This is a genomic window from Bacillus sp. SRB_331, assembly GCF_003264175.1.
Taxonomy (GTDB): Bacteria; Bacillota; Bacilli; order Bacillales; family Bacillaceae_G; genus Bacillus_A; species Bacillus_A mycoides.
In genome coordinates, this window is record NZ_NADV01000007.1 from 568,153 (window position 1) to 590,348 (window position 22,196).

Annotated in this window: 32 protein-coding genes; 17 read left to right on the top strand and 15 right to left on the bottom strand. The window is 36.3% G+C overall.

Annotated elements, in window-relative coordinates; translation table 11 throughout:
• Positions 1–33 precede the first annotated feature (33 nt).
• On the bottom strand, positions 34–849 hold the full coding sequence (locus B5P42_RS06470; protein ID WP_113733867.1) for a YhfC family intramembrane metalloprotease: 816 nt from the start codon (positions 847–849) through the stop codon (positions 34–36).
• Between the two features lie 108 nt (positions 850–957).
• Here B5P42_RS06470 and B5P42_RS06475 point away from each other — a divergent pair, with 108 nt between their 5' ends.
• A complete protein-coding gene (locus tag B5P42_RS06475) occupies positions 958–1,689 on the top strand; it encodes a MerR family transcriptional regulator (RefSeq protein ID WP_113733868.1) in 732 nt (243 codons plus the stop codon).
• A gap of 28 nt (positions 1,690–1,717) precedes the next feature.
• On the opposite strand, the gene B5P42_RS06480 is transcribed toward B5P42_RS06475, so the two are convergent.
• On the bottom strand, positions 1,718–2,296 hold the full coding sequence (locus B5P42_RS06480; protein WP_002145065.1) for a YhcN/YlaJ family sporulation lipoprotein: 579 nt from the start codon (positions 2,294–2,296) through the stop codon (positions 1,718–1,720).
• A 118-nt stretch (positions 2,297–2,414) separates the two neighbouring features.
• On the opposite strand from B5P42_RS06480, the gene B5P42_RS06485 reads away from it, so the two are divergent.
• Positions 2,415–2,717: a YutD family protein gene (locus B5P42_RS06485; protein ID WP_000435944.1), complete on the top strand. Its 303-nt coding sequence runs from the start codon at positions 2,415–2,417 to the stop codon at positions 2,715–2,717.
• Positions 2,718–2,727: 10 nt separating this feature from the next.
• On the opposite strand, the gene B5P42_RS06490 is transcribed toward B5P42_RS06485, so the two are convergent.
• The 4 genes from B5P42_RS06490 to glpX all read right to left on the bottom strand — a co-directional run bounded on the left by B5P42_RS06490 (position 2,728) and on the right by glpX (position 5,386).
• Positions 2,728–3,249: a GNAT family N-acetyltransferase gene (locus tag B5P42_RS06490; protein ID WP_113733869.1), complete on the bottom strand. Its 522-nt coding sequence runs from the start codon at positions 3,247–3,249 to the stop codon at positions 2,728–2,730.
• Between the two features lie 11 nt (positions 3,250–3,260).
• Entirely contained in the window at positions 3,261–3,758 is a 498-nt protein-coding gene (locus tag B5P42_RS06495) for a cytoplasmic protein (protein ID WP_078175908.1), read from the bottom strand.
• 373 nt (positions 3,759–4,131) lie between these two features.
• Positions 4,132–4,398 carry a DUF3055 domain-containing protein gene (locus B5P42_RS06500; RefSeq protein WP_002015912.1) on the bottom strand — a complete coding sequence of 89 codons (267 nt, stop codon included), beginning with the start codon at positions 4,396–4,398 and terminating at the stop codon, positions 4,132–4,134.
• Positions 4,399–4,414: 16 nt separating this feature from the next.
• Positions 4,415–5,386, bottom strand: a complete 972-nt coding sequence (gene glpX / locus B5P42_RS06505) for a class II fructose-bisphosphatase (protein WP_002015911.1) — start codon at positions 5,384–5,386, stop codon at positions 4,415–4,417.
• A gap of 147 nt (positions 5,387–5,533) precedes the next feature.
• On the opposite strand from glpX, the gene B5P42_RS06510 reads away from it, so the two are divergent.
• The 4 genes from B5P42_RS06510 (at position 5,534) to B5P42_RS06525 (ending at position 8,621) form a co-directional block, all read left to right on the top strand.
• The gene (locus B5P42_RS06510) at positions 5,534–5,974 is read left to right on the top strand and encodes a DUF86 domain-containing protein (RefSeq protein WP_002015910.1); all 441 of its coding nucleotides are present in this window, start codon (positions 5,534–5,536) and stop codon (positions 5,972–5,974) included.
• Between the two features lie 78 nt (positions 5,975–6,052).
• Entirely contained in the window at positions 6,053–6,685 is a 633-nt protein-coding gene (locus B5P42_RS06515; RefSeq protein ID WP_113733870.1) for a helix-turn-helix transcriptional regulator, read from the top strand.
• A 107-nt stretch (positions 6,686–6,792) separates the two neighbouring features.
• Entirely contained in the window at positions 6,793–7,557 is a 765-nt protein-coding gene (locus tag B5P42_RS06520) for a TIGR01457 family HAD-type hydrolase (RefSeq protein WP_002129729.1), read from the top strand.
• Between the two features lie 584 nt (positions 7,558–8,141).
• Positions 8,142–8,621 carry a GNAT family N-acetyltransferase gene (locus B5P42_RS06525; protein WP_002015903.1) on the top strand — a complete coding sequence of 160 codons (480 nt, stop codon included), beginning with the start codon at positions 8,142–8,144 and terminating at the stop codon, positions 8,619–8,621.
• 19 nt (positions 8,622–8,640) lie between these two features.
• Here B5P42_RS06525 and B5P42_RS06530 read toward each other — a convergent pair whose 3' ends face one another.
• Positions 8,641–9,132: a phosphatidylglycerophosphatase A family protein gene (locus tag B5P42_RS06530; protein WP_002015902.1), complete on the bottom strand. Its 492-nt coding sequence runs from the start codon at positions 9,130–9,132 to the stop codon at positions 8,641–8,643.
• Positions 9,133–9,252: 120 nt separating this feature from the next.
• Here B5P42_RS06530 and yutH point away from each other — a divergent pair, with 120 nt between their 5' ends.
• Entirely contained in the window at positions 9,253–10,254 is a 1,002-nt protein-coding gene (yutH, locus tag B5P42_RS06535) for a spore coat putative kinase YutH (RefSeq protein WP_113733871.1), read from the top strand.
• Between the two features lie 59 nt (positions 10,255–10,313).
• On the opposite strand, the gene B5P42_RS06540 is transcribed toward yutH, so the two are convergent.
• Entirely contained in the window at positions 10,314–10,529 is a 216-nt protein-coding gene (locus tag B5P42_RS06540) for a hypothetical protein (protein ID WP_001137788.1), read from the bottom strand.
• Positions 10,530–10,841: 312 nt separating this feature from the next.
• Positions 10,842–11,078 (bottom strand): NifU family protein, encoded by a 237-nt coding sequence (locus tag B5P42_RS06545; protein ID WP_000431159.1) that lies wholly within the window; start codon positions 11,076–11,078, stop codon positions 10,842–10,844.
• A gap of 206 nt (positions 11,079–11,284) precedes the next feature.
• Between B5P42_RS06545 and B5P42_RS06550 the strand changes: the two genes are divergently transcribed.
• Together B5P42_RS06550 and B5P42_RS06555 are read left to right on the top strand one after the other, a co-directional pair.
• Complete coding sequence (locus B5P42_RS06550) at positions 11,285–11,593, top strand: YuzD family protein (RefSeq protein ID WP_002068102.1); 309 nt, start codon at positions 11,285–11,287, stop codon at positions 11,591–11,593.
• A 52-nt stretch (positions 11,594–11,645) separates the two neighbouring features.
• A complete protein-coding gene (locus B5P42_RS06555; protein ID WP_113733872.1) occupies positions 11,646–12,440 on the top strand; it encodes a nucleotidyltransferase domain-containing protein in 795 nt (264 codons plus the stop codon).
• 350 nt (positions 12,441–12,790) lie between these two features.
• Here the strand turns inward: B5P42_RS06555 and B5P42_RS06565 are convergent, their stop codons facing one another.
• Positions 12,791–13,267 (bottom strand): SMI1/KNR4 family protein, encoded by a 477-nt coding sequence (locus B5P42_RS06565; RefSeq protein WP_002015882.1) that lies wholly within the window; start codon positions 13,265–13,267, stop codon positions 12,791–12,793.
• A gap of 88 nt (positions 13,268–13,355) precedes the next feature.
• Here B5P42_RS06565 and B5P42_RS06570 point away from each other — a divergent pair, with 88 nt between their 5' ends.
• The 3 genes from B5P42_RS06570 to phnA all read left to right on the top strand — a co-directional run bounded on the left by B5P42_RS06570 (position 13,356) and on the right by phnA (position 15,480).
• A complete protein-coding gene (locus B5P42_RS06570) occupies positions 13,356–13,730 on the top strand; it encodes a hypothetical protein (RefSeq protein WP_088033149.1) in 375 nt (124 codons plus the stop codon).
• Positions 13,731–14,083: 353 nt separating this feature from the next.
• Entirely contained in the window at positions 14,084–14,857 is a 774-nt protein-coding gene (locus B5P42_RS06575; protein WP_044439506.1) for a DUF2628 domain-containing protein, read from the top strand.
• A 281-nt stretch (positions 14,858–15,138) separates the two neighbouring features.
• Positions 15,139–15,480 carry an alkylphosphonate utilization operon protein PhnA gene (gene phnA / locus B5P42_RS06580; protein ID WP_002089332.1) on the top strand — a complete coding sequence of 114 codons (342 nt, stop codon included), beginning with the start codon at positions 15,139–15,141 and terminating at the stop codon, positions 15,478–15,480.
• Between the two features lie 50 nt (positions 15,481–15,530).
• On the opposite strand, the gene B5P42_RS06585 is transcribed toward phnA, so the two are convergent.
• The 4 genes from B5P42_RS06585 to B5P42_RS06600 all read right to left on the bottom strand — a co-directional run bounded on the left by B5P42_RS06585 (position 15,531) and on the right by B5P42_RS06600 (position 18,543).
• Positions 15,531–16,325: an ABC transporter permease gene (locus B5P42_RS06585; RefSeq protein WP_002129719.1), complete on the bottom strand. Its 795-nt coding sequence runs from the start codon at positions 16,323–16,325 to the stop codon at positions 15,531–15,533.
• The gene (locus tag B5P42_RS06590; protein WP_002191064.1) at positions 16,309–16,968 is read right to left on the bottom strand and encodes an ABC transporter ATP-binding protein; all 660 of its coding nucleotides are present in this window, start codon (positions 16,966–16,968) and stop codon (positions 16,309–16,311) included. Before B5P42_RS06590 ends, B5P42_RS06585 begins: the two co-directional genes overlap by 17 nt.
• Before the next feature lie 68 nt (positions 16,969–17,036).
• Complete coding sequence (locus B5P42_RS06595; RefSeq protein ID WP_044439152.1) at positions 17,037–17,237, bottom strand: aspartyl-phosphate phosphatase Spo0E family protein; 201 nt, start codon at positions 17,235–17,237, stop codon at positions 17,037–17,039.
• Between the two features lie 235 nt (positions 17,238–17,472).
• Positions 17,473–18,543: an NAD(P)/FAD-dependent oxidoreductase gene (locus B5P42_RS06600; protein ID WP_002015890.1), complete on the bottom strand. Its 1,071-nt coding sequence runs from the start codon at positions 18,541–18,543 to the stop codon at positions 17,473–17,475.
• Between the two features lie 428 nt (positions 18,544–18,971).
• Between B5P42_RS06600 and B5P42_RS06605 the strand changes: the two genes are divergently transcribed.
• From B5P42_RS06605 to B5P42_RS06625, 5 genes are all read left to right on the top strand, one after another.
• Positions 18,972–19,211, top strand: coding sequence for a YuzB family protein (locus B5P42_RS06605; RefSeq protein ID WP_002015892.1), 240 nt, complete (start codon positions 18,972–18,974; stop codon positions 19,209–19,211).
• Between the two features lie 328 nt (positions 19,212–19,539).
• On the top strand, positions 19,540–20,406 hold the full coding sequence (gene dapF, locus B5P42_RS06610; RefSeq protein WP_002015893.1) for a diaminopimelate epimerase: 867 nt from the start codon (positions 19,540–19,542) through the stop codon (positions 20,404–20,406).
• A gap of 41 nt (positions 20,407–20,447) precedes the next feature.
• Entirely contained in the window at positions 20,448–20,801 is a 354-nt protein-coding gene (locus tag B5P42_RS06615) for a HesB/IscA family protein (RefSeq protein ID WP_002034566.1), read from the top strand.
• A 164-nt stretch (positions 20,802–20,965) separates the two neighbouring features.
• Positions 20,966–21,151, top strand: coding sequence for a hypothetical protein (locus tag B5P42_RS32540; protein WP_080784437.1), 186 nt, complete (start codon positions 20,966–20,968; stop codon positions 21,149–21,151).
• A gap of 177 nt (positions 21,152–21,328) precedes the next feature.
• Positions 21,329–21,682, top strand: coding sequence for a YxeA family protein (locus B5P42_RS06625; protein WP_044439147.1), 354 nt, complete (start codon positions 21,329–21,331; stop codon positions 21,680–21,682).
• Positions 21,683–21,712: 30 nt separating this feature from the next.
• Here the strand turns inward: B5P42_RS06625 and B5P42_RS06630 are convergent, their stop codons facing one another.
• On the bottom strand, positions 21,713–22,174 hold the full coding sequence (locus tag B5P42_RS06630; protein ID WP_113733873.1) for a 2-thiouracil desulfurase family protein: 462 nt from the start codon (positions 22,172–22,174) through the stop codon (positions 21,713–21,715).
• Between the last annotated feature and the right edge of the window lie 22 nt (positions 22,175–22,196).

Genomic DNA, 22,196 nt, shown 5'->3' on the forward strand with positions numbered 1-22,196 from the left:
TAAAAAATAACCCACCAACTGGTGGGTTGTTTTTTACTCTGGCACACTTACTAATTTCTCTTTCATTTTACGAATAAGAATGAAACCACCAATCGCGAAGAGAAGAGTAATTCCTTCTGCTACAAAGATGTTAATCATTTTTGTTTGGTAAAGTGCTGCGAAAAAGTCTACAAGTGCGTGGAATAGTATAGCGTATACGAGGAAAATGTATTTCTTTTGTTTTACTGCGTATACGACAAGCATTGTAAAAGCAATTTGCAGTACTAATGCCATAATTCTTTCAAGGCTACCCAGTAAATATAAGTAGGCAGGTTGCTCTATTAACAAGTCCTTAATATGGCTCAGCTGTGGGTATTGTTCAACCATTTGAGCGAAGCTACCATTATTAATAGATGTTGCAAAGGTAAGAGTTTGAAGCCCCGCGAATCCGCCGACTAAAATCGATTCAATACCGCCGTGTCCAATTCCGTAAGCAAGACCGTCTTTATAATCTCGATATTTTTTCAGTAAGTAGTAAAAGGCAACGAAACGACCTAGTTCTTCAAAAATACCAGCAGTTAGTCCGCCATAAATTGCAAAGACATACGGATTTTCTAAAAATGGAGCGATTGTTGGATTACCACGCATAAATAGGTGGAACGGTGTTTCGAGAATTTGGGTAAATCCAATAAAGATAAGAACACCAACGCCGACCACTTTCCAATTAATATTATATTTTTTACGGAAATAAACGAGTACAATAATTGGGACCAGAACCGAAACAACGAGTTGAAATATGATGCTGGCAATTACAGTATTTGAAACCATACTTTCACCGCTTTCTAATGTATGTACATATATATTATGCATGAAATGTAGGAGAATGTGGAGAAATGAATCTTTCAAAAACAAAATGAAATTTTTATTGACTCTAACGTTGCGTCATACTTTATCGTATGTATTAAGGGGGAGATACGCATGACAATGAGGGTAAAAGAAGTAGCTAATTTAGTTGGAATTAGTGTGCGCACACTGCATCATTACGATGAAATTGGGTTGTTAACCCCAGACGAGACGACAGAGTCTGGATATCGTCTGTATTCCAATGAAAATTTAGAGACATTGCAGCAAATTTTATTTTTTAAAGAACTAGGCTTCCCTTTGAAGAAAATTAAAGAAATTATCATGAGTCCATCATTTGACCGAGAAGAAGCTCTACAGCTTCATAAGAAAATGCTTCTTGAAAAGCGTGCTAGGTTAGATAAAGTGATTGCGACGATTGATAAAACAATTCAGCATACAAAAGGAGAGATTGAAATGACGAATAAAGAGAAATTTGAAGGATTTGATTTTAGTCATAACCCGTACGAAGAAGAAGCACGTGAACGATGGGGAGATGAGGCTGTAGATAAAGCAAATAAAACAGCGAAGGGGATGTCTAAAGAGAAACAGGAGGAATTTAATAATATTTACAGAAATCTAGCAACACTTCGAAATGGAGCACCTGATTCTAAAGAGGCGCAATCCGCAATCGGGGTATGGTACGATTACTTGCAAAACTTCGGTGAATATTCATTAGAGGCCTTTAAGGGACTCGGTCAAATGTATGTTGCTGATGAGCGTTTTACGAAAAATATTGATAAGTTTGGTGAAGGTTTAGCGCAGTTTATGTGTGATGCGATGGAGGTTTATGCGGATCGTAAGAAATAGTAAAAAGGTGGAGGTTTTCTCCACCTTTTTATTTTTTAATCATGTCATTTAAAGTTTGATCCCCCGTATTGTTCAAATGAGGATTATCGCTCATTTCACGTTTTAACATATCAAGACTTTGTTCATATTCTTTATCGTTTAAGCTACCAGATTGAAGACCTTGAATTTGAGAAATCAACTTTTGGTTTGTTGATACATATGCTTTATAATAGCGAGGAACGATGGACAAAGCAGTTTTATATACTTGATCTGTTACGAGTTTCGGATCCGTTGTGTTTGCACGGTATACAACGAACACTTCGTCGTCGGTAACGAGTGTAGCGGCATTGGTGACGTCAGGAAGTTTGACTGTCATGCTCGTAATCATTTCAGCGACTTTCTCACGGTTAATGGCGCCTACTTGTTTGTTAGATACTTCATGTTTTTGTTTAGATGAATAGCCCACCCTTGTGAGCCGTGTATTTGTATTTTCCGTATGATACATGTCGTTTTTGTTGGAAACAAGAACACGACTTCCTTCTTCACGCTCCATTTCGGCTTTATTAGTTGATTGGCAGCCTGCAAATAAGGAAAGAGTGAGAAGGGAAAGTAAAATTTGTTTTTTCACGATGTATCACCTCCTTCTCCATAGCATGTACTAATTTGCAATTTTTTGTATTTGAAATTGTTGGTTGTTATGCTTTGTGATACGATAAAAAGAAGAATGCTTAGAGAGGAAGTTCATAATGGAGCAAAAGCAAGAGATTCATACTACGGTGAGCGTTAATAATGTTCAGTACGAAGTAATTAAAAACTTTCGTGACGGTTTTAGTGAAGAAGCATTTAAAGAGCGCTATGCGGAAATTTTAAATAAATATGATTATATCGTTGGAGACTGGGGTTATGAGCAACTTAGATTGCGTGGATTCTTTGATGATAGTAATCAACGTTCGACATATGATACAAAAATTAGTACTTTATCAGAGTATTTATACGAGTACTGTAACTTCGGTTGTGCACACTTCGTATTACGAAAAGTGAAGAAATGAAAAAATCCTCTTACGATTGTAAGAGGATTTTTTCATAGCAATTATACCAATTATGAGGAGGCTGTTTACTTGAAAAGTAAACAGCACCTCGGCAAATATAATTGTTTTTTTCGTATAGGCTTAATGAAACGGGATTACCTGTAAAACAATCTAGGCGTATTCCTTTGTAGTCCATCTGCCTTGCTTCACTTTCCCAAAAGGATAAAAGTACTTTACTATATCCTTTTCCTTGCGCGAGCGGATGGATGACAAAAGAGTGGATGATAAGAAAGCGTCCGTCTGTTTCTGACCAGTCAATTAGTTTGTATTCTGGAGACTGTGCTTCGTTTAAGACGACGGCGCCTACAAGTACTTGGTCTTGGAATAGACAATACAATTCGGCCTGTTCTAGATGATAGGAAATGTGTTCTCGCGTCGGATAAGAATCATCCCATTGATAAATTTGGTTCTGTAAGAGTGCTTCTTTGCATGCTGTATACATTACATCTAAGTCATTCAATAAATCAATCGTACCTTTTTTCACCTTTAACATGCGAGTCCTCCTTACAAACAAATTGAAATGTAATCACCTTCAGAAAGAGTTTTGTTTGGTTTCATTTGTTGTCCGTTCAATTGGATATGCCCATTTTTAATTTTATCCACAATGAGTGCACGGCTCCAATCTGAAATATATGTGGATAACACTTTATCAATCCGGTGGGAACCGAAAACTATGTCTAATACGATCGTTATTTCGGCTATACCACTTTCTTTGTATTGTGTAATGGAAATGGTAGTACTTGTTTCCGTTTGTTCTTGCTGAGTCATATCGACAGTTTCGACGTGATCAGTAAATGATTTATAAATATGAAGTTTTTGATTCCACGTATGATCTTTCGGACATTTATAAATTGCAAATCGGTATATGTTCTTTCCGTTTGCGTTATGCCTGCGAATGTTCGTGTCGGTAAAAAGGGTAGTACGCCTGCAATTTTTACAATACTTTTCGATTGTTGCTAGTTCGTTTTCATATAAACTCCAAGAAAGTTGTACTTTCTGCATTTTCCTTCACCTCTTATATTAGTGGCAAAGGAACGTAATACAGCTATTTGGATGTCTTGTAGTATGAAGACATAAGAAGTAGACAAAAATAAAAAGAGGTTCCTCCAAGAGGAACCTCCGTAAACATCATACTACAGATGCGTTACGTTCCTTTGTAATGGGAATGGGCAGACTACTCCCTTGAAAAAGCACGGTGCTTTTTTGAGAGTAATGCTATCCAATTGCTGGTCCATTACAAAGTAAATGTTGGCATACGCAGATAACGTCCTTTCTATCCAAATAGATTTGTTCATAAGTATAACACACAAGATTGAAAATTCAAAATATAAATTGTAAAAAAACACCAGCTAACATAGCTGGTGCACCAGATAAATTATATAAGTTCAAATAAAAATGAGCGTAATTCTTCTGCATTTTCTTCAGACATCGAAAATGCATGCTCTAAGTAGCCTTGTTCGTTTAAATCGTCAGGACCAATGATAGCAAATTTGTTGCTTTGCATATCAAGGACTATCGTTTTACCGTAATGACGATCGGAGTATAAAAGCGCTAAATCATGACGCTCATTTTCCCCCAAAAAGCTAACGAAACGAGTTCTTGTAGCGACTGTATCGTCGTACAGAAAGAAACGTTCTTCCATACACATGGCTCCTTTATTAAATATCTAAGTTTAAGTGTGGTTTATGATCTAAATGGTGATGCGTTTTAATGAAACGTACTGTTCTTGTTTTGTAACGCATTACGATAGAATATGTTTCAGCTAAATCTCCGCCAAGGAATTTCACGCCGTCTAATAATTCACCAGCAGATACACCTGTTGCTGAGAAGATTGCATCATCACCAGATACTAAGTCATCTAACATAAGAAGTTGACGAGGATCTTCTAATCCCATTTCACGACAACGAGCTTCTTCTTCTTCGTTCATTGGAACTAAGCGAGCTTGCATTTCACCTTCAAGGCATTTTAATGCTGCTGCAGAAATAACGCCTTCTGGAGCTCCGCCTACACCTACGAATAAGTCGATACCTGTTCCAGGTAAAGCTGTAGCGATTGATGCACCAACATCTCCATCACCAAATAGTTTTACGCGTGCACCTTTTGCACGAACACGGTCGATAATATCTTGATGACGTTCACGTTCTTGGATGATAACCGTTAGGTCACGAATTTTTTTATTGTTTGCTTCTGCTACAATATCAATTGTTTTTTCAATTGGATCATCTAAGCTAATTTTACCAGCTGCTTTTGGACCAACCGCGATTTTTTCCATGTACATATCCGGAGCATGAAGAAGGTTTCCTTTATCCGCGATTGCAATAACTGCCATTGCATTTGCAAGACCTTTTGCAACGATGTTTGTGCCTTCTAATGGGTCAACGGCGATATCTACTTCTGGACCGTTACCTGTTCCTAGTTCTTCACCAATATATAACATCGGTGCTTCATCAAGTTCTCCTTCACCAATTACAACTGTACCTGCCATGTTTACTGAATCGAACATATCACGCATAGCTGTAGTTGCTGCATCATCTGCTTCGTTTTTCTTTCCGCGGCCCATCCACTGTGCGGATGCTAAGGCTGCTGCTTCTGTTACACGGACAATTTCTAGTGCGAGTTCACGTTCCAAGGTTGCATTCCTCCAATTTCAAAAATCATACAAATATAACTATAACAAATAACGAGGAAAAGGTGAATTCGAAAAATTGTCGATTTTTTCAGAAGAAAGCGTTACAATTAAAATGTAAATGCTTTAATTTCCAGGTAGGTGACATTCATGTACTTCGTAGACAGAAAAAAAATAGAACAAATGCTAGTATGTTTAGAACGAGCAACAAATACATTTCAAGAGAAAAAGACATATGAAACCGAGTTTGAATTTTACGCATTAGAGCGCATGGCGCATCTTATTATCGATTGTATATTAGATGTAGGGAATGCGATGATTGATGGATTTATTATGCGCGATCCAGGAAGTTACGAAGATATTATTGATATTTTAATGGACGAGAGAGTTATAAGTGGAGAAGAGGGAGCGCATATTAAAGAAATTATTCTTCTTCGAAAAATGCTTACGCAAGATTATATTCAAATGAATCATGATGAATTATATAAGACGATTCAAAAACATATCGCCGTGGTAGAGAAATACCCAGCGAATATTCACAGTTATTTAGAAAAGGAATTAGGACCTGTATCTGCATTTGTACCAGAATAATTGTGCTTATAAGATCCCCGGGAATTCCTTTGGGGATCTTATATTGTATAGGAGAAAGAAAAGGGAGAAGGGTGAGCTATGGGGGAAGCACGTACTACGAGAGAAGAGATTGTACAATTACTGAAGATAAAAGGAGAGCATACTGTAGCAGAATTAGCCGAAGCTTTAGAAATTACAGAGATGGCGATTCGTCGACATTTAAGTAAACTAGAAAATGATGAGCTAATTTATTCAAAGATGGTAAGGCAGCAAGTTGGACGCCCAACATATTTGTATGGATTAAGTCAAAAGGGAGAAGATACATTCCCGAAAGAATATAAGCAGTTTGCTATTGAAATACTAGATGATTTAGCTCGAATGGGCGATGAAAAAATACTTCGTTACGTTTTACAAGCGAGAACGAAACGAATGGAAGAGCAGTTGCAAAAGAAGATAAGTAATCAAAGTAATTTAGCATATAAAGTACAGGAAATAGCTGCTATGCAAGAGAAAAATGGTTATATGGTTCAAATAAAGAGAGATGGGGAACGCTCTTTCATAATTGAAAAGCAAAACTGTCCGTTAAAGGAAATAGCGGAGAAATTCCCGCAAGTGTGTGAAGATGAAAAAGATATGTACAAGCGGTTATTTACAGGCGCAAATGTGAAAGCGCTAACGAACATGTGCGTGGGCGATTGTAATTGTTCGTACCAAATAAAAGAGAAAAAATGAACGTTATGGGACGCTTTAAGGTAAAGCGTTTTTTTCTTTTGAAAAAGGGGTTAATATAAGAGTGGTATGATAGGTGAGAACGTTAGCATAGAAGGAGAGACAAATAGATGTATAAAGGTTATTTAATTGACTTAGACGGTACAATGTATCGTGGTGAAGAACAAATTGAAGAAGCAAGCGATTTCGTAAAAGCATTAGGAGAACGCGGTATTCCATATTTATTCGTTACAAATAACTCAACTCGTAAACCAGAACAAGTGGCAGAAAAACTTGTTCGTTTCGATATTCCAGCGAAAGCGGAGCAAGTATTCACAACGAGTATGGCTACAGCGAACTTTATTTATGAGCGTAAACAAGATGCGACTGTATATATGATTGGTGAAGAGGGCTTACACGCTGCTCTTGTGGAAAAGGGATTTGAAATTGTGGATGAAAATCCTGATTTCGTCATTGTTGGTTTAGATCGCGATATCACATATGAAAAATTAGCAAAAGCGTGCCTTGCTGTGCGTAACGGTGCAACGTTTATTTCAACAAATGGGGATATCGCAATTCCGACTGAGCGCGGATTATTACCAGGTAACGGTTCATTAACATCAGTTGTTGCAGTATCAACAGGTGTGGACCCAATCTTTATTGGTAAACCAGAATCAATCATTATGGAACAAGCGTTAAAAGTGCTTGGCATAGGAAAAGAAGAAGCTTTAATGGTTGGGGATAACTACGATACAGACATTTTAGCGGGGATAAATGCTAGTATGCATACCCTTCTTGTCCACACTGGAGTAACAACTGTGGACAAGTTAACAGAATATGAAGTACAACCGACGCAAGTTGTGCACAACTTGACGGAGTGGATTGAGAAGATGTAATGAAATGCAGGTAACCGGAGGAGGTTGCCTGTTTTTTATTTCTAAAATAAAGACGCTAAAAATAGCCGTTCTATATCCCGCTCATACAAAGTACAAAGAAGACGAATAAAATGATAACAATACCAATGCCAAAGTTAAATACAAGAGTACTATCCATATATGTAACCTCCTTGTTTGAAAGTAAAAAGCACTCTGGCTGGAGTGCTTTTTATTATCCGAATCTGTCGCAACGAACGCTGCAACGTATAGAAAGGGAATAATGGGTTTAAGAGTTATATTAATTTATGCATTAATTTTGTAAATGAGCAGGTCCTGCTCAGGTATAGAAAAAAAGACACTCTTTCGAGTGTCTTTCATGATGACAAAACGTGCCAATTGCTTGAGTTTGATAAGACGTTAATTTTCCGGTTAACAGTCTTTCTTAATCAAGAAGTGTAACAACAGCGATTCAAATAAATTTTAGCATTTTTTAAAGGGGTGTGCATATGTAACTATGCATATTACGATTAGAGGAGAATCAAGTTTGGAAAATGAATGAGTAAATACATATAGATTAGTAGAGTATTTGATAAGGAGCGAGATGAATGGATATACATAAGTTAACAGAAGAAGAAGCGAAAGAAATAAATACGTGGAAGTATGAAAATCCCTATACGTTATATAGCTTTTCGGGAGATGCTGAAGTAATAGAAGAGTTGCTAGATGGAACGTATTACGGTTGTTGCGGAGAGAATGGAGAATTCATCGGCTATTTTTGTTTTGGAGAAAATGCACAAGTGCCAGGGGGAAGAGATGCTAATTTATATAGGGGAGAAGATGTAGTAGATATTGGGCTTGGAATGAAGCCGGAGTTAACAGGGAAAGGGATGGGGGAAATATTTTTTCAAGCGGGAATAGCATTTGCTACTGAGGAATTGAATTCGAAAATGTTTCGACTGAGTGTAGCGACATTCAATAAGAGAGCGATTAGGCTGTATAAAAACATTGGATTTCAAGTAGGACCTCTTTTTTTGAGCCGTGGAAGAGAGTTCATGCTTATGGAATATGAAAGGCCGTCAGTATGAAACTGACGGCCTAGACCCCTTATTCCGAATGCTCAGCACGGTGCGCTAAACGACTTGAAGCAGCGGCAGCGATTCCGCCAACGATATCATCAAGGAATGTATGCACCTTTCCAGTTGATTTATCATTTAAGTATTCTAAAATACCTGGTTTTAATTTATCGATATATCCAAAGTTCGTGAAGCCAATTGACCCGTACACGTTAACGATTGAAAGTGCGATGACTTCATCAATTCCATATAGTCCTTCATCGCGTTTTACGATATCTTGTAACGGCTGACTTAACATTCCTTTTTCAGCAAGGACATCAAGTTCAATGCCTGTAATAAGAGCGTTTTGTACTTCTCGTTTTGATAGTACACGCTCAACGTTATAACGACATTCTGACATCTCTAAATTTGCATGGTATTTCTTTTGAAGAAAATGAACAAGATCAGCAATATCGTCAATTGTTACACCGCGCTCTTGTAATAGTTGTAATGCTCTTTCTTGTAGTTGATTTGAGTCTTTCATGTTTATCACCTTTTTTTCTTTTTAGTATTTGTATACGTTTCATTGCTTTATCATGTGCATAGGAATGAAAGGCGAGCACAAGCTCATATATATAAAGAAAAACCATAGGTGGCGACTGCGATGATTCAGCATATTTATGAGCATTATCACATGCATGTTAAAGAATTAATCCCCCTTGGCCCCTATAAAAGCTTTTGGATTCGCAACAGAATTTATGTACTTGTTCCAATTGGAGAAATGGAGGAAGAAGTACTTGTAGAGATGAAAAAGCTCAGTGATTATATGAACCAGCAAGGGGATATAACTGTTTCGACTTTCGTTCCGACTATACACGGCTACTATGTAAGTGAGATAGAAGAAAAAAATTACTGCTTATTAAAAGGTATGCGTATGTTAGAGCGACATGCTACATCATTAGGAAGTGAGCTTTCTATATTCCATAAACGTGGCGCATTCTTTCCAGAAGAAGTTGAGCAATTAAGCCGCATTGGTGAATGGAAAGCATTATGGGAAAAAAGGCTCGACCAATTAGAAAGGTTTTGGCAATCGCAAGTGATGAACCATCCTTCAGACGTATTCGATCAATTGTTTATTGAATCCTTCCCGTATTACTTAGGAGTTGCAGAAAATGCAATTCAATATGTTGTCGATACAGAAATGGACGATACACCACAAATAACTGACGCAGCAACAATTTGCCAAGAACGATTTACACCTTTATTATGGCAGCAAACGAAGCGTTTAAAACTTCCTTTTGATTGGGTATATGATCACCCAAGTAGAGATATAGCAGAATGTATTCGCTATATGATGATAGAAAAAAAGAAAGATTGGGAGCAAACGGTAGTTCAATTCATTACAGATTATGAACGTAATTATTCGCTCTCTTCATTTGGTTGGCGCTTATTATTCGCAAGGCTTCTGTTCCCGCTTCACTACTTTGAAACGATTGAACGATATTATCAAACAGGAAACGAAGAACAAAAAGGCATATATAGAGCCCGTTTAGAAATCATTTTACACGATGTGAAGCGCACTGAGCAATTTATGAATCATTTTTACGAGTCATTTCGTTTACCTGTTGATAAGTTAGGCATTAGGAAATTAGATTGGCTGTCTTAAAATGAAAAAAGAGACCGGGTGAGGTCTCTTTTTTATATATCACAATTGTATGTAATACATTATGCCCCTACCTGTTGATCTGCACATATATTTAAAATGAATTGATGTCTTTCGATTTTTTCATTTACTTTACTCAATAATTCTTGCTGGATTTCTTTAAATAAAAATTGATAACTTGCATTCCATGTTGGTATAACGGATGAAAGGTCTAATAAATACTCTTTTTTCTTTTCTAGTTCTTGAATTGTTAAGAAAGTGTTCCCCATTCTTGGCATGTGTCGTCCCCCTATGTTTTTTTCTGTATATGTGTGAACGATTCTATAGTATTAATTATCGCACTTTTTGAGAAGGATTTCCAATTTTGTTTTATGATGTTAAAGGGGAAGTGTTATTTGAATAAAAAAAGAGACCCATTTGGGTCTCTTTCTAGGAAGCGATTCTGAACGAGCCGCTTCCGCTTTTAGATATTATCTAGCTCCAGCGGCTAAAATGTTCGGTGGCTTCGCTTCTTCCGCCGAGGCAAAAAGCGCCTCTATGTCAGAAGCTCCATCCTCCTCACATTTTGAACGAGCCGCTTCTGCTTTTAATTAAAATACTTGTTCTACTTCAATAACGCCTGGTACTTCTTCAAGTAATGCGCGTTCGATACCAGCTTTTAGTGTGATTGTAGAACTTGGGCAGCTTCCGCATGCACCCATAAGGCGTAATTTTACGATACCTTCTTCAATGTCTACTAATTCAACGTCTCCGCCATCGCGAAGTAAGAATGGACGTAATTTATCTAATACCTCTAGTACCTGTTCTTGCATATGTGGGTTTTCCATTTTTATCGACTCCTTTCATCAGTTTTATTATAATCAAGATAGAGGGGAAAATCTATTTTTTCTCTTCTTGTTTTATTGTCAAAATATTATATCGTGTGTACAACGTATTTTTTCAGTATAGGGGTATGGAATAAGTTTGTAAAATGATGTGCTTATGAAATAAGACATCTGAATATACTGTTAGAACGAGAAGTGGGGGAGAAGAAATGGTTAATGTGCAAGTGTATGGGACGAAAGTGATTTGTGCGAGTTGCGTCGGAATGCCATCTTCAACAGAAACGTTTGAGTGGTTACAAGCGGCGATTGGTCGTAAATATGAAGGACAAGAAAATAAATTTAAGTTTGAGTATATTGATTTTCAAGAAGAACAAGAAGATGAAGATAAAAAAGTATTCGCAGAGCGAGTAGTGGAGGAAGATCTATTTTATCCAGTCGTTCTTGTAAATGGTGAAATCGTTGGAGAAGGAAATCCACGTTTGAAGGATGTTTATGAAGAAATCGAGAAATATTTATAAAGCATGAAGCCTTTGCGAATTTGCGAAGGCTTTTTTTATTGGAGGGATAGATGTGGAGAATGGAATAAAACATGCTTTACCAGAAGAAGTAAAGCAATTAATGGAGCAGTACATAGTAGAATTAAAAGGAATTTTTTCGGATGAAAAAATAGTCGGGGTATATATTTACGGATCAATCGCGCTAGGAGCATTTCATATAGAAACGAGCGATGTTGATTTTGTTACGGTAATAAGTGATTCCGTGAATGGAGCTGAAAAACAACAAATTATAGAACTGCATAAAAAAATTAGTAAAAGTACGTTAGGTAAAAGAATGGATGGTATATATATTCCGCTTGCTGACTTAGGGAAATACAATCATGAAATAAATGAGTACGTGTATTGTACAGATGGTAAGGCTGATATTGGTCATTGGGATATTAACGCGGTCACATGGTGGACATTGAAAAATCAAGGTATTACAGTTAGCGGGAAAGAAGTAGAAGACCTTTCCTTTCAAATAAAGTGGGACGATGTAGTAAATACAATGAAATACAACGTAGAACATTACTGGCTTGAAAAAGCGAAGCGTCCTTATTTATTTTTCATAGAAGAATGGGTAGAATCAGCTGTCGTTACGATGGGACGTATTTTATATACGTTAGATCATAAAACAATTGTTTCAAAAGATAGAGGATTACAATACATGTTGGAACTTTACTCTCATAAGTGGGAGCCTTTATTAAGAGAAGTAGAGCGAATGAGGCAGAATCCAGAAGGAAAGCGAAAGCTCTCTAGGTGGAGACGGGCTGATATGACGAAGCGGTATTTGCTGTATGTAATTGAAGAGTGTAGGGGGAAGTGGTAGGTGAATAGTAAAAGCATCCTTCATATAAAGGATGCTTTTACTATTTTTATATAATGAAAAAGTACTTTGCAAGGAATGAGAAGTCGAAAGATAATCTAAAATATGGATAGTTTCATGTGAAACATTATGCAATAGACTGTTCTTTTTGATGTTTATCCCGCATTAACGGGCAGTAAGACTCTCACTTCAAAATTCGGCTGGAGCAAAGAAGTTAGATGGGAGATCAACTGCCCGTAAAAGCCCGATTGGTGAAGGCTAATAATCAGTGGGGGATGAACAAAACCCCCACTGATTAAAGTTTCACTTTATAATGAAATCTTGCACTATTGCGCACTCCTTTAGAGATAGGTTTACTCTTCATCTTCATCATAATTGTATGTAGTTAAGTTTTGTAAGAAGCTTTCAAAATTAGGTGCTAATTCAATAATTTCCTCAAACTCATTATCGATAAATATAACTGGAGGATTTTCAGCTACGTTTCGATAGTCTAGTGCAATCCACGTATGTCCGTCACCAGATAAAAGCACGATATTCTCAGGCATGTCCCATTCCTGAATTAAATAATGGCTCTCTAAAATACTAGACTCATTTTCATCAAAAGAAATGCCATATAATCCAGAAACATTAACGTGATCGTCTGCCCAAGAATTTGGCTCTGAAGTAGGGTGAGCATCTAATCGAAGAGTTCCTCCGTTTTGTTCTTTTAGAAGATTTATGTACGATTCTGGGAGCTTTACGTTTAGTACTTCTTCTGCTTTTTTTATTAGTTCGTCGTTAATAGGTGCTAATTTTAAATAGTCATCTTCTGCCCAAAGTGTAGTCTTCATATTTGGTCACCTCAAATAATAGTTTTATAAACTTTATTTTGTATATTATAGTTAATTAAAAAATTGCGCAATAGAGGGAGAAAATCTTATGATTAACCACAATAAAATTAAACAACTTTTAGCACATGTAGATCGCGCTGAGGATAATGAAATTGAGTTAGAGTGTGAATTTGAACCAATGACAATAGAATTATTTAATAGTGAAGAAATAGAAGAAGGGCAACTTGGTTATAGCTTTGATGATGAAGGGCAAAGCTTAATCGGGAATGAAGACGGAGAGTGGAAAGACGGTTGGATTGTAATTGGGATAGATTCCTATCTCGGAGACCCGATCTTTGTAGATAGTAATGATGAGAATTGTCCGGTTTATACAGCTATGCATGGTGAGGGAGATTGGGAGCCAGAATGTATAGCTAAGCGTATAGAAGATGTTATTGAGAAAGTGAAGGGTAATGTGGGATAGTTGTGTAAGTGGAAATATGTTTGAAATAGTAGAGAGCTAATTTGTGAAGTCTCTTAAGTCGAGATTTTAGGCTAGGTCATATTACAATAGTAGTTTAATAGGAGAAGGGTGTGTCAAAATGATTTTGATACATCCTTTTTTGCGAATATACAAGATGTTTAACATAGTGTATTAAATGTCTTATATATGAGTATTCTAATATATTTAATAGCAAAATGGAATATAGAATGGATAATTGTCGGAATGTATTCGATTTTTGTTCATTTTTATGAAATATAACTATTTTTTGTTAGATTCCTTCTTTTTATAGATATACAATAAAGTTATATAGAAATAAGAGAAGGATGATGTACGTGAAGGACACTGTTTTACAGGAAGCGATAGCTCCTAAAGAGTTACATAAAGTTGTGAGAAATAATACTGCATATTACGACTTTAAGTGGGGGAAAGCAAAAGATCCCGAGAAGGGAAATAGTTGGAACTGGATAGCCTTTTTCTTCCCATTATTGTGGTTAGCTTATCGCAAAATGTATAAATTATTTATTATTATTGCATTAGTAGGAGTTCCTACTTTAATTACCTCTGTTTTTATAGATATCCCGATGTGGATCGATTTTATTGTTTATTTCGGAACTATGCTATTTACTGGATGGCAAGGGAATCGTTTATATTACAAGCATACAGTTCGCGTTTTACATAAGGCAAAAGAGTTATCTGATGCACAACACAATTATTACTTCCAAACAAAGGGTGGCACTCATGTTGGGATTATGCTTGGATTAAATGCGTTATTATTTGTAGTATTTGGTGCAGCTGGTTATGGGCTATCGTATTTACCGACGGAACCGAATATAAAAGATGTAGTTCGTTTAAGTGATGAAGGGATTACATTGGAAGTTTTTACTGATGATCCAAAATGGACGTATGTAAAAAAAGAAGGACGTTTTGATATAGTAGAATTTACTGGTTATGATTATGAGGAAAAAAAGGATGTAAAGATTAAGTTCGCTGTGTATTTAGATAAACAGAGATTTGAATGGAAAGAAATTTATTTAAACGATAAAAAGTTAAATGAAGAAGAAGCAGAAGAGTATCAATTTTATATTGAAGAAAATGCCTGGTATTAATATAAATAGATAATGATGTATCGCAAAAAGAAGAGTCTAATGAAGATTCTTCTTTTTATTTATGAGAAAGGATATGTAACAAGAAGAGAAAAACATTAGTAAACAAACGCCATACTAATTGAAATTTTGTAAAATACAATAAAAAATGAGAATTTGAGGTAGGCTTGTCAATAACGTGAGACTATGGCAGTATAAAGAAATGCTATACAAATTTTATTTATCGACATGTAAAAATTCGATTTGATTTTTACGTATAAATAATGAACGGAGGAAATGAATTTATGGCTACTTTACCAAATTGTCCAAAATGTAATTCAGAATATACGTATGAGGATGGCGCTCTTTTCGTATGTCCAGAATGTGCCCATGAGTGGGGTCAAGAAGCGGAAGCTGAAAGTAATGATGGTGCAAAAGTTGTAAAAGATGCGAACGGAAACGTTCTTCAAGATGGCGATGCTGTTACTGTAATTAAAGATTTAAAAGTAAAAGGAACTTCTTCAGTTGTAAAGATTGGTACGAAAGTAAAGAGTATCCGTCTAGTTGAGGGAGATCACGATATTGATTGTAAAATCGATGGTTTCGGAGCTATGAAGTTAAAATCACAGTTCGTTAAGAAAGCGTAAGATTAGCAAAGAAAAAAGACGCTCTGTAAGTAACTTGCAGAGCGTCTTTTTTATGATTGTACTTCAACTTCTTTCAACTGGCACCGCTTATTAAAGAACGTTTTATACCCAAGCTGTAAGAAGATAATAACAGAGAAAGCTGTACTTCCAGAAATGCCAAGTATAATCGCAATTTGATATTGGATAGCTGTAAATGGTGATACACCGGATAAAATTTGTCCTGTCATCATGCCTGGAAGACTTATAATTCCCATTCCGACCATGGAATTAATTGTTGGTAAAATAGCAGAATCGAAAGCGTCCCGTATGAGCGGAGCAGCTGCTTGTTTTGGAGTTGCGCCAAGCATAAGTGCACCTTCAATATGGTCTCTTTGTGATTTCATACTGTTTAAAAAGGTGTTTGCCCCGAGGCAAATACCTGTCATAGCGTTACCGATTAGCATGCCGGCAATAGGAACGATATATTGCGGAGCATACCAAGGATCGTGTCCGATAATGACAAAGATAAATAGTAGAAGAGGGCCAATTGATCCAGCAATCATGGAGAGGGCGGCTACTCGTTTTAATTCTTTTGACATTGGAATATTAACTCGTTTATAAATATTGAAAATCGCAAATGTAGTAATAGAAGTAATGAGAGCTATTGTATAAAACGGATTACTATTTTCAAATATGTATGTAAGAACATATGCGACTAGTACGAGCTGAATTGTCATACGTAATGTAGCAATTGTAATTTGTTTCTCACGCGGTATTCCTTTTAATTTCACAAGCCCGATTAAAATAAGGATGAAAATATATGCAGCTGCAAGTTGCCAAATTTGTAGTTCAATAACGCCCTTCAATTGATAGCACTTCCTTTCTAGTTGCACCGTTTGTTTTACTAATTTCAATAATATCGTCTGCGATTTCTTCTGGAAGTTGTTGCGAGTGCGTGATGAAGATAACTGTTTTTTTCTTTTCTCTTGCCAGTAGAGTGAATTGTTTCATAACGCGGCGTTCTGTGTCACCATCTAGTGCCGAAGTTGGTTCATCTAATAAATAGACGGGCGGATCCATTAGTATAATACGAGCGAAAGCAAGTCTTTGTTTTTCGCCACCTGATAAAGAAGAGGCGTTATCTTCTAATTTTTTATCTAGGCTAACAGTCGTTAATGCGCCTTGCAGGGCATCGTCATTTGGAAATGGCTTTTCAGAAAATCGAAGTCCCATTAATAAATTATCTTTAATTGTTCCATCAAAAATAGGCGGAGTTTGTCCGAGCATGACAACTTCACGGCGTAATTGAATGGGAGGATAATCTAAAATAGATTTTCCGTTATATTCAATTGTGCCAGATGTTGGTGATTGTAAATCGTTTAACATGCGAAGTAATGTGCTTTTACCACTACCACTTTCACCGATAATACAAGTTGTTTTTTCTTTTTGAATCTGTAAATAAGGAATGTGTAGAATATCTTTATATATGATGTCTTTTAATATAAACATAAATTGCTCCTTTCTGATTCTAGTTATATCGTATCAAAAAGGGAGAAAAATAGAAAAATAAAGTCTATTCAGAGGGAACATCTTTTTTCTTTGTTTGTAGGATTAGATCGTTTTGAGACGGAAGTTAGCTTCGTTAATAAGTTTAGCAAGCGATCTAAGTCTTGACTGAGAGAAATGACTTTATCGTGAGAAAATCCATATTTTTCAACGAGGTGGATTAATTCTTTCTTTTTCACTTCTATTTGATTATTTAGTTTTGTTAAGTTCATAAGTGAAATGAAATGCCTCCTATTATGTGTAGTACTTATAGCATAAAAAATAAGACCGAACGTATTCGGTCCTAAAGAAAATAATAAAATGAAACAACTCTTACATATAGCATACACTTTTAATTGATAGTTTTTAATATTAAAATAGGGAAGTTTCGTGAATCTATATTGAGAAAGTTATTTTTTAAAAATGAATAGAAAAAGGCTGTCTACTATGTAGGCAGCCTTTAAAGTATTAACCGTTATGATATTTGTACATCCAAAGAAGACCGGATTTTAATAATCTCGGTACACGTCCCATTAATGGTTGGTTTGCTAGTAAACCAAATCCGTGTTTTTTGCCGAGAGAACCGAGAACACCTTTTAATTTAATAACAGGCAGTTCATCAGGAAGGGGTTCATTATTCCAACGTTTTAATAATATTTGGACAATTTGTTCTCCTTGACCTTCAGCAAGTTGAGCAGATGGTGCGTGTGGAAGTGCTGCACAATCTCCTACGACATAAACGTGCTCGTTATTTGGAATATTGTGATATTTCGTTAAAACAACCCGTCCGCTACCATCTTGTTCTACTGGAAGGTTTCGAACAACTTCATTTGCTTGAATACCAGCTGTCCAGACGATTGCATCACATTCAAGTGGTTCATCATGGTTGTATACAATGTTTGGTTCCACTTTTGTAATGTTAGAGTTTCGTATAATGGTAACTTTATGTTTTACAAACCATTCTTCTACGTATCTACTTAATTTCTCTGGATATGGGAATAAAATTCTATCTTTTCGATCAAATAAATAGATTTTTAAATCTGAACGGCTTTCGCGAAGTTCACTTGCCACTTCAACGCCGCTTAAACCAGCCCCAACGACAGCTACTGTTGCATTTGGTTCTAAGCTATTTAATTGTTCATATGTCTTACGTGTTTGTTCAATTGATTGTAGGCTATGTGTATATTCCTTTGCCCCAGGAACGTTATGATATTTATCTTCACAGCCAAGCCCGATAATTAAATCATCATATTGAATCGTTTCACCGCCATCGAGATGAACGGCCTTCGTTTCGAGGTCAATATTTGTTACTGTTCCGTATTGAATATTGAGACGTGGGTGCTCAGGAAACGGTATGCGAATATGCGTTTCTGAAATTGTACCCGCAACTAATGCATAATATTCAGTTTTAAAGCAATGATATGGTACTTTGTCGATTAATGTCACTTGTACATCATCTGGAAGTTGGTTGCTTGGAAGTAGCCGCTGCAGAATTCTCATTCCACCGTAGCCACCACCTAGTAGTACGAGGTGTTTCATGATGGATTACCCCTTTTCTGTTGAAATATCCCCTAATCATACAATTTTATATTAATAAAATATTTTGACTTTACACAATCAAATTATATCGAATTTGTGAACAAATAACAATGCATGAATGAATACTCTGTTGTACAATAAGAAGAAAAGTAAAGTAAGTGGTTTTCATTTTCTAGTTACTATTTACTATTTCATTATGAGTAGTATGTTATATAAAGAAGACCATCTATTATGAAGTGAAATAGTGAAGTAACTAAATAGTTTAGAATATATAACGAAAACAACAAGAAACAGCTTAGTTTTCTTCTTATAAATAAAGTGGAATGGTAACAAGTAGAGAGGGTTACTTATCCGTTTCGCAAATTAGGTATGCACATACCATATAAAGTAAATGGTAATTTGTTTAGAGATACAGGGGGGAGAGAGTTTTGATTAAACCATTAATCGAATTTTGTGTAGGTAACCTTGCAAGCGGTTCGCAAGCAGCTTTAGAAAAATTAGAAAAAGATCCTAATTTAGACGTAATGGAATATGGTTGTTTAGGATATTGTGGCATCTGTTTTGAAGGTCCATTTGCACTTGTAAATGGTGAAGTGGTACAAGGTGCAACAGTAGAAGAACTTGTAAATAATGTATATGATTATATGGATGAAAATCCAATGTTTTAAAGCGTTGCAAACAGGCAACGTTTTTCTTTTTTCATTTATCCCGCTATTTGCGGGCAGTAAGACTCCCACCTCAAAATCCAGCTGAAGCAAAGAATTTAGGTTGAAGCCCTGTTGCCCGTCCCCCCACTGATTAAAGTTTCACTTTATTAGGAGTGTTTATTTCGAAAAAAAAAGCCCTTTTAAAAGGGCTTTTTTCTTACACGATTTGTGTAAGAACGGCTTATTGCCAAAACACTGTCAAATATGAGAAACGGGGGACATTCATATTGTGTTCTAAAAGCATGCATTTTATACTTGAAATAATAAATTATTTTTGGAGTGAATAAAAATGAGCCAATTTTCTTTTACAAAAATGCATGGTCTTGGAAATAGTTATATATATGTAAATATGTTTGAGGAACAAATTAGAGAAGAAGATTTAGCAATTGTAGCGGAAAAGGTTTCAAATATTAATACTGGTATTGGTGCAGATGGAATGATTTTAATTTGTCCTTCTGACGTGGCACCAGTAAAAATGCGCATGTTTAATAACGATGGCTCAGAAGGAAAGAGCTGTGGAAATGGTTTACGCTGCGTAGCGAAATATGCGTATGAGCATAAACTAGTAGAAGGTAAAGTTTTCACAATTGAAACGTTAGCTGGTATTGTTACGGCAGAAGTAACGGTAGAAGATGACAAAGTTACATTAGCGAAAATCGACATGGGAGCACCTCGTTTAACACGTGAAGAGATACCGATGCTTGGTGAAGGAGAAACACCATTTATTCGTGAAAACTTCTTATACAATAATCACCGTTATGCATTTACAGCTGTTTCAATGGGGAATCCACATGCGGTTATTTTTGTTGATGATGTAGAAAAAGCGCCTCTTACAACGTTAGGACCGGTTCTTGAGACGCATGAAATGTTCCCAGAGCGAGTGAATGTTGAATTCATCGAGATTTTGAATGATGAAGAGATGAATTTCCGCGTTTGGGAACGAGGATCTGGTGTAACACAAGCTTGCGGGACAGGAGCATGCGCAGCTGTCGTTGCGGCAATTTTAAATGGGAAAATGGAACACGGTAAAGAAATTACGGTTCACTTAGCAGGCGGCGACTTAATGATCGCATGGACAGAAGAAGGAAATGTATTAATGAAAGGACCTGCGGAAATAATTTGCCGCGGAGTGTATGAGTACAAGATAGAAGCGTAAAGATGTATAATAGAATGAGAACAGAAAGGATGGTGTATTTCATGATTGAAGTAACAGAACAAGCAGCTTTTCAAATTAAAGATATGTTAAAAGATGCTGAAGATGGAGAGAAGTACGTGCGCCTTGCTGTACATGGCGGCGGATGTAGTGGTCTTTCTTACGGCTTAGGATTTGAAGTAGAACCAAAAGAAGACGACACAGTTCTTGAGTTTTTCGGTGTTGAATTTGTTATCGATAAAGAAAGTGCTCCGATTGTAAAGGGAGTGAAAGTTGACTATAAGCAATCTATGCTTGGCGGCGGATTCACAATCGACAATCCAAACGCGATCGCATCATGTGGATGCGGATCATCTTTCCGTACAGCGTCGAATGCTGGTAAGCCAGAAGATTGCTAAGTTTTTTCATCCCTTTATTCTAAGTGGAAATTGAATGGGTAGGTTGCATATAAAGACCTTCTTAGCGATGAAACCAAATCGTTAGGAAGGTCTTTTCTTTTGCGCTAAAAAGAAAAAGAGCATGACAAAGATAACGAATATATGCAAGAAGAAGGGGACGCAAGATCGACGATGTTTTTGAATTCGTAGGGAGATATGTGATTAAACCTATAATTAGATTCGTAAGTTACCTTGTAATAGATATCATAATAGAGTGCGTAATAGAGGGTGTAATAAGCGGTATAAGAAAATTATGTGATAAGATTCGTGACAAGTGGAAAAGTTGGCGTGGAAGACGTTATTGGCGTTAATAGATTGTCATGACTAGGCTAGATGAGTGTCAATAACGTTTTCAATGAAAAAACACTGATTAAAGTTTTAATTTACTATCTTACAAAAGTGTAATGTTCATGTCATGTTTTTGAATTTCTTCTTTAAAGCTTAGGCCTTAAGATAACAATATAAGAAAAACACATGAGGTGAAGGAAATGAAAAGATATATTGCACTTTTTAGTATTTTAGTTGTATTCGCAAGTTTGTTAGTTGGCTGTGATTTAAACCGTATGGGTAAAGATGAGTATTACGTTCAAATTACAGTAGATGGAAAAGAATATAATGGTAAAGCTGATAATGGTCAGCCGTATAAAGATTACGAATATAAACTAACTGGTTTTGATAAAGATGGTAAAGAGAAAGAATTAGAATTCATAGCGCAAAAAAATCTTCGTAAAGAAGCATTCCTACGCGTATACCACTCAGATAAAAAAGGTGTAACAGCTTGGGAAGAAGTGAAAAAGGACGAGCTTCCTGCGAAAGTGAAAGAAAAATTAGGTGTGAAATAAGACAGATGGAAAAGGAATTGACGAACAGGGTCAATTCCTTTTTTCGTTCTCAAAATCCTCTTCTGAAATTACTTTAAATCCATGTCGGCGGAATAAAGCAGTTGTCACTCCGTAACCAGTTTGTTTATTGCCGTTAAATTCCCCTGTGTAAATAGTAGAACTACCACAAGATGGACTGCGTTCTTTTAAAATTATATATTCTGGGTTTAAATCTTTTATTTGTTCTAATGCTTTATAAGCACCACGCACGAAAGCCTCCGTGACATCTTGTCCTTCTTTCGTCATTACTTTTGCTTTTCCATCTAAAACATCATCGCCATTACCGCCGATAATTTCAACAGAAGGGCGTGGTGTTGGTAAACCGCCTAATACTTCGGGACAAACGAGGATGGTATCTTCCCTCTGTAATAACTCTTCTATTTGTGAAACGAGATTATCGTTACCGTCATACCGACAAGCAATACCACCTAAACAAGCACTAATTACAATCATATTTTCATCTCCAATAAAGTGA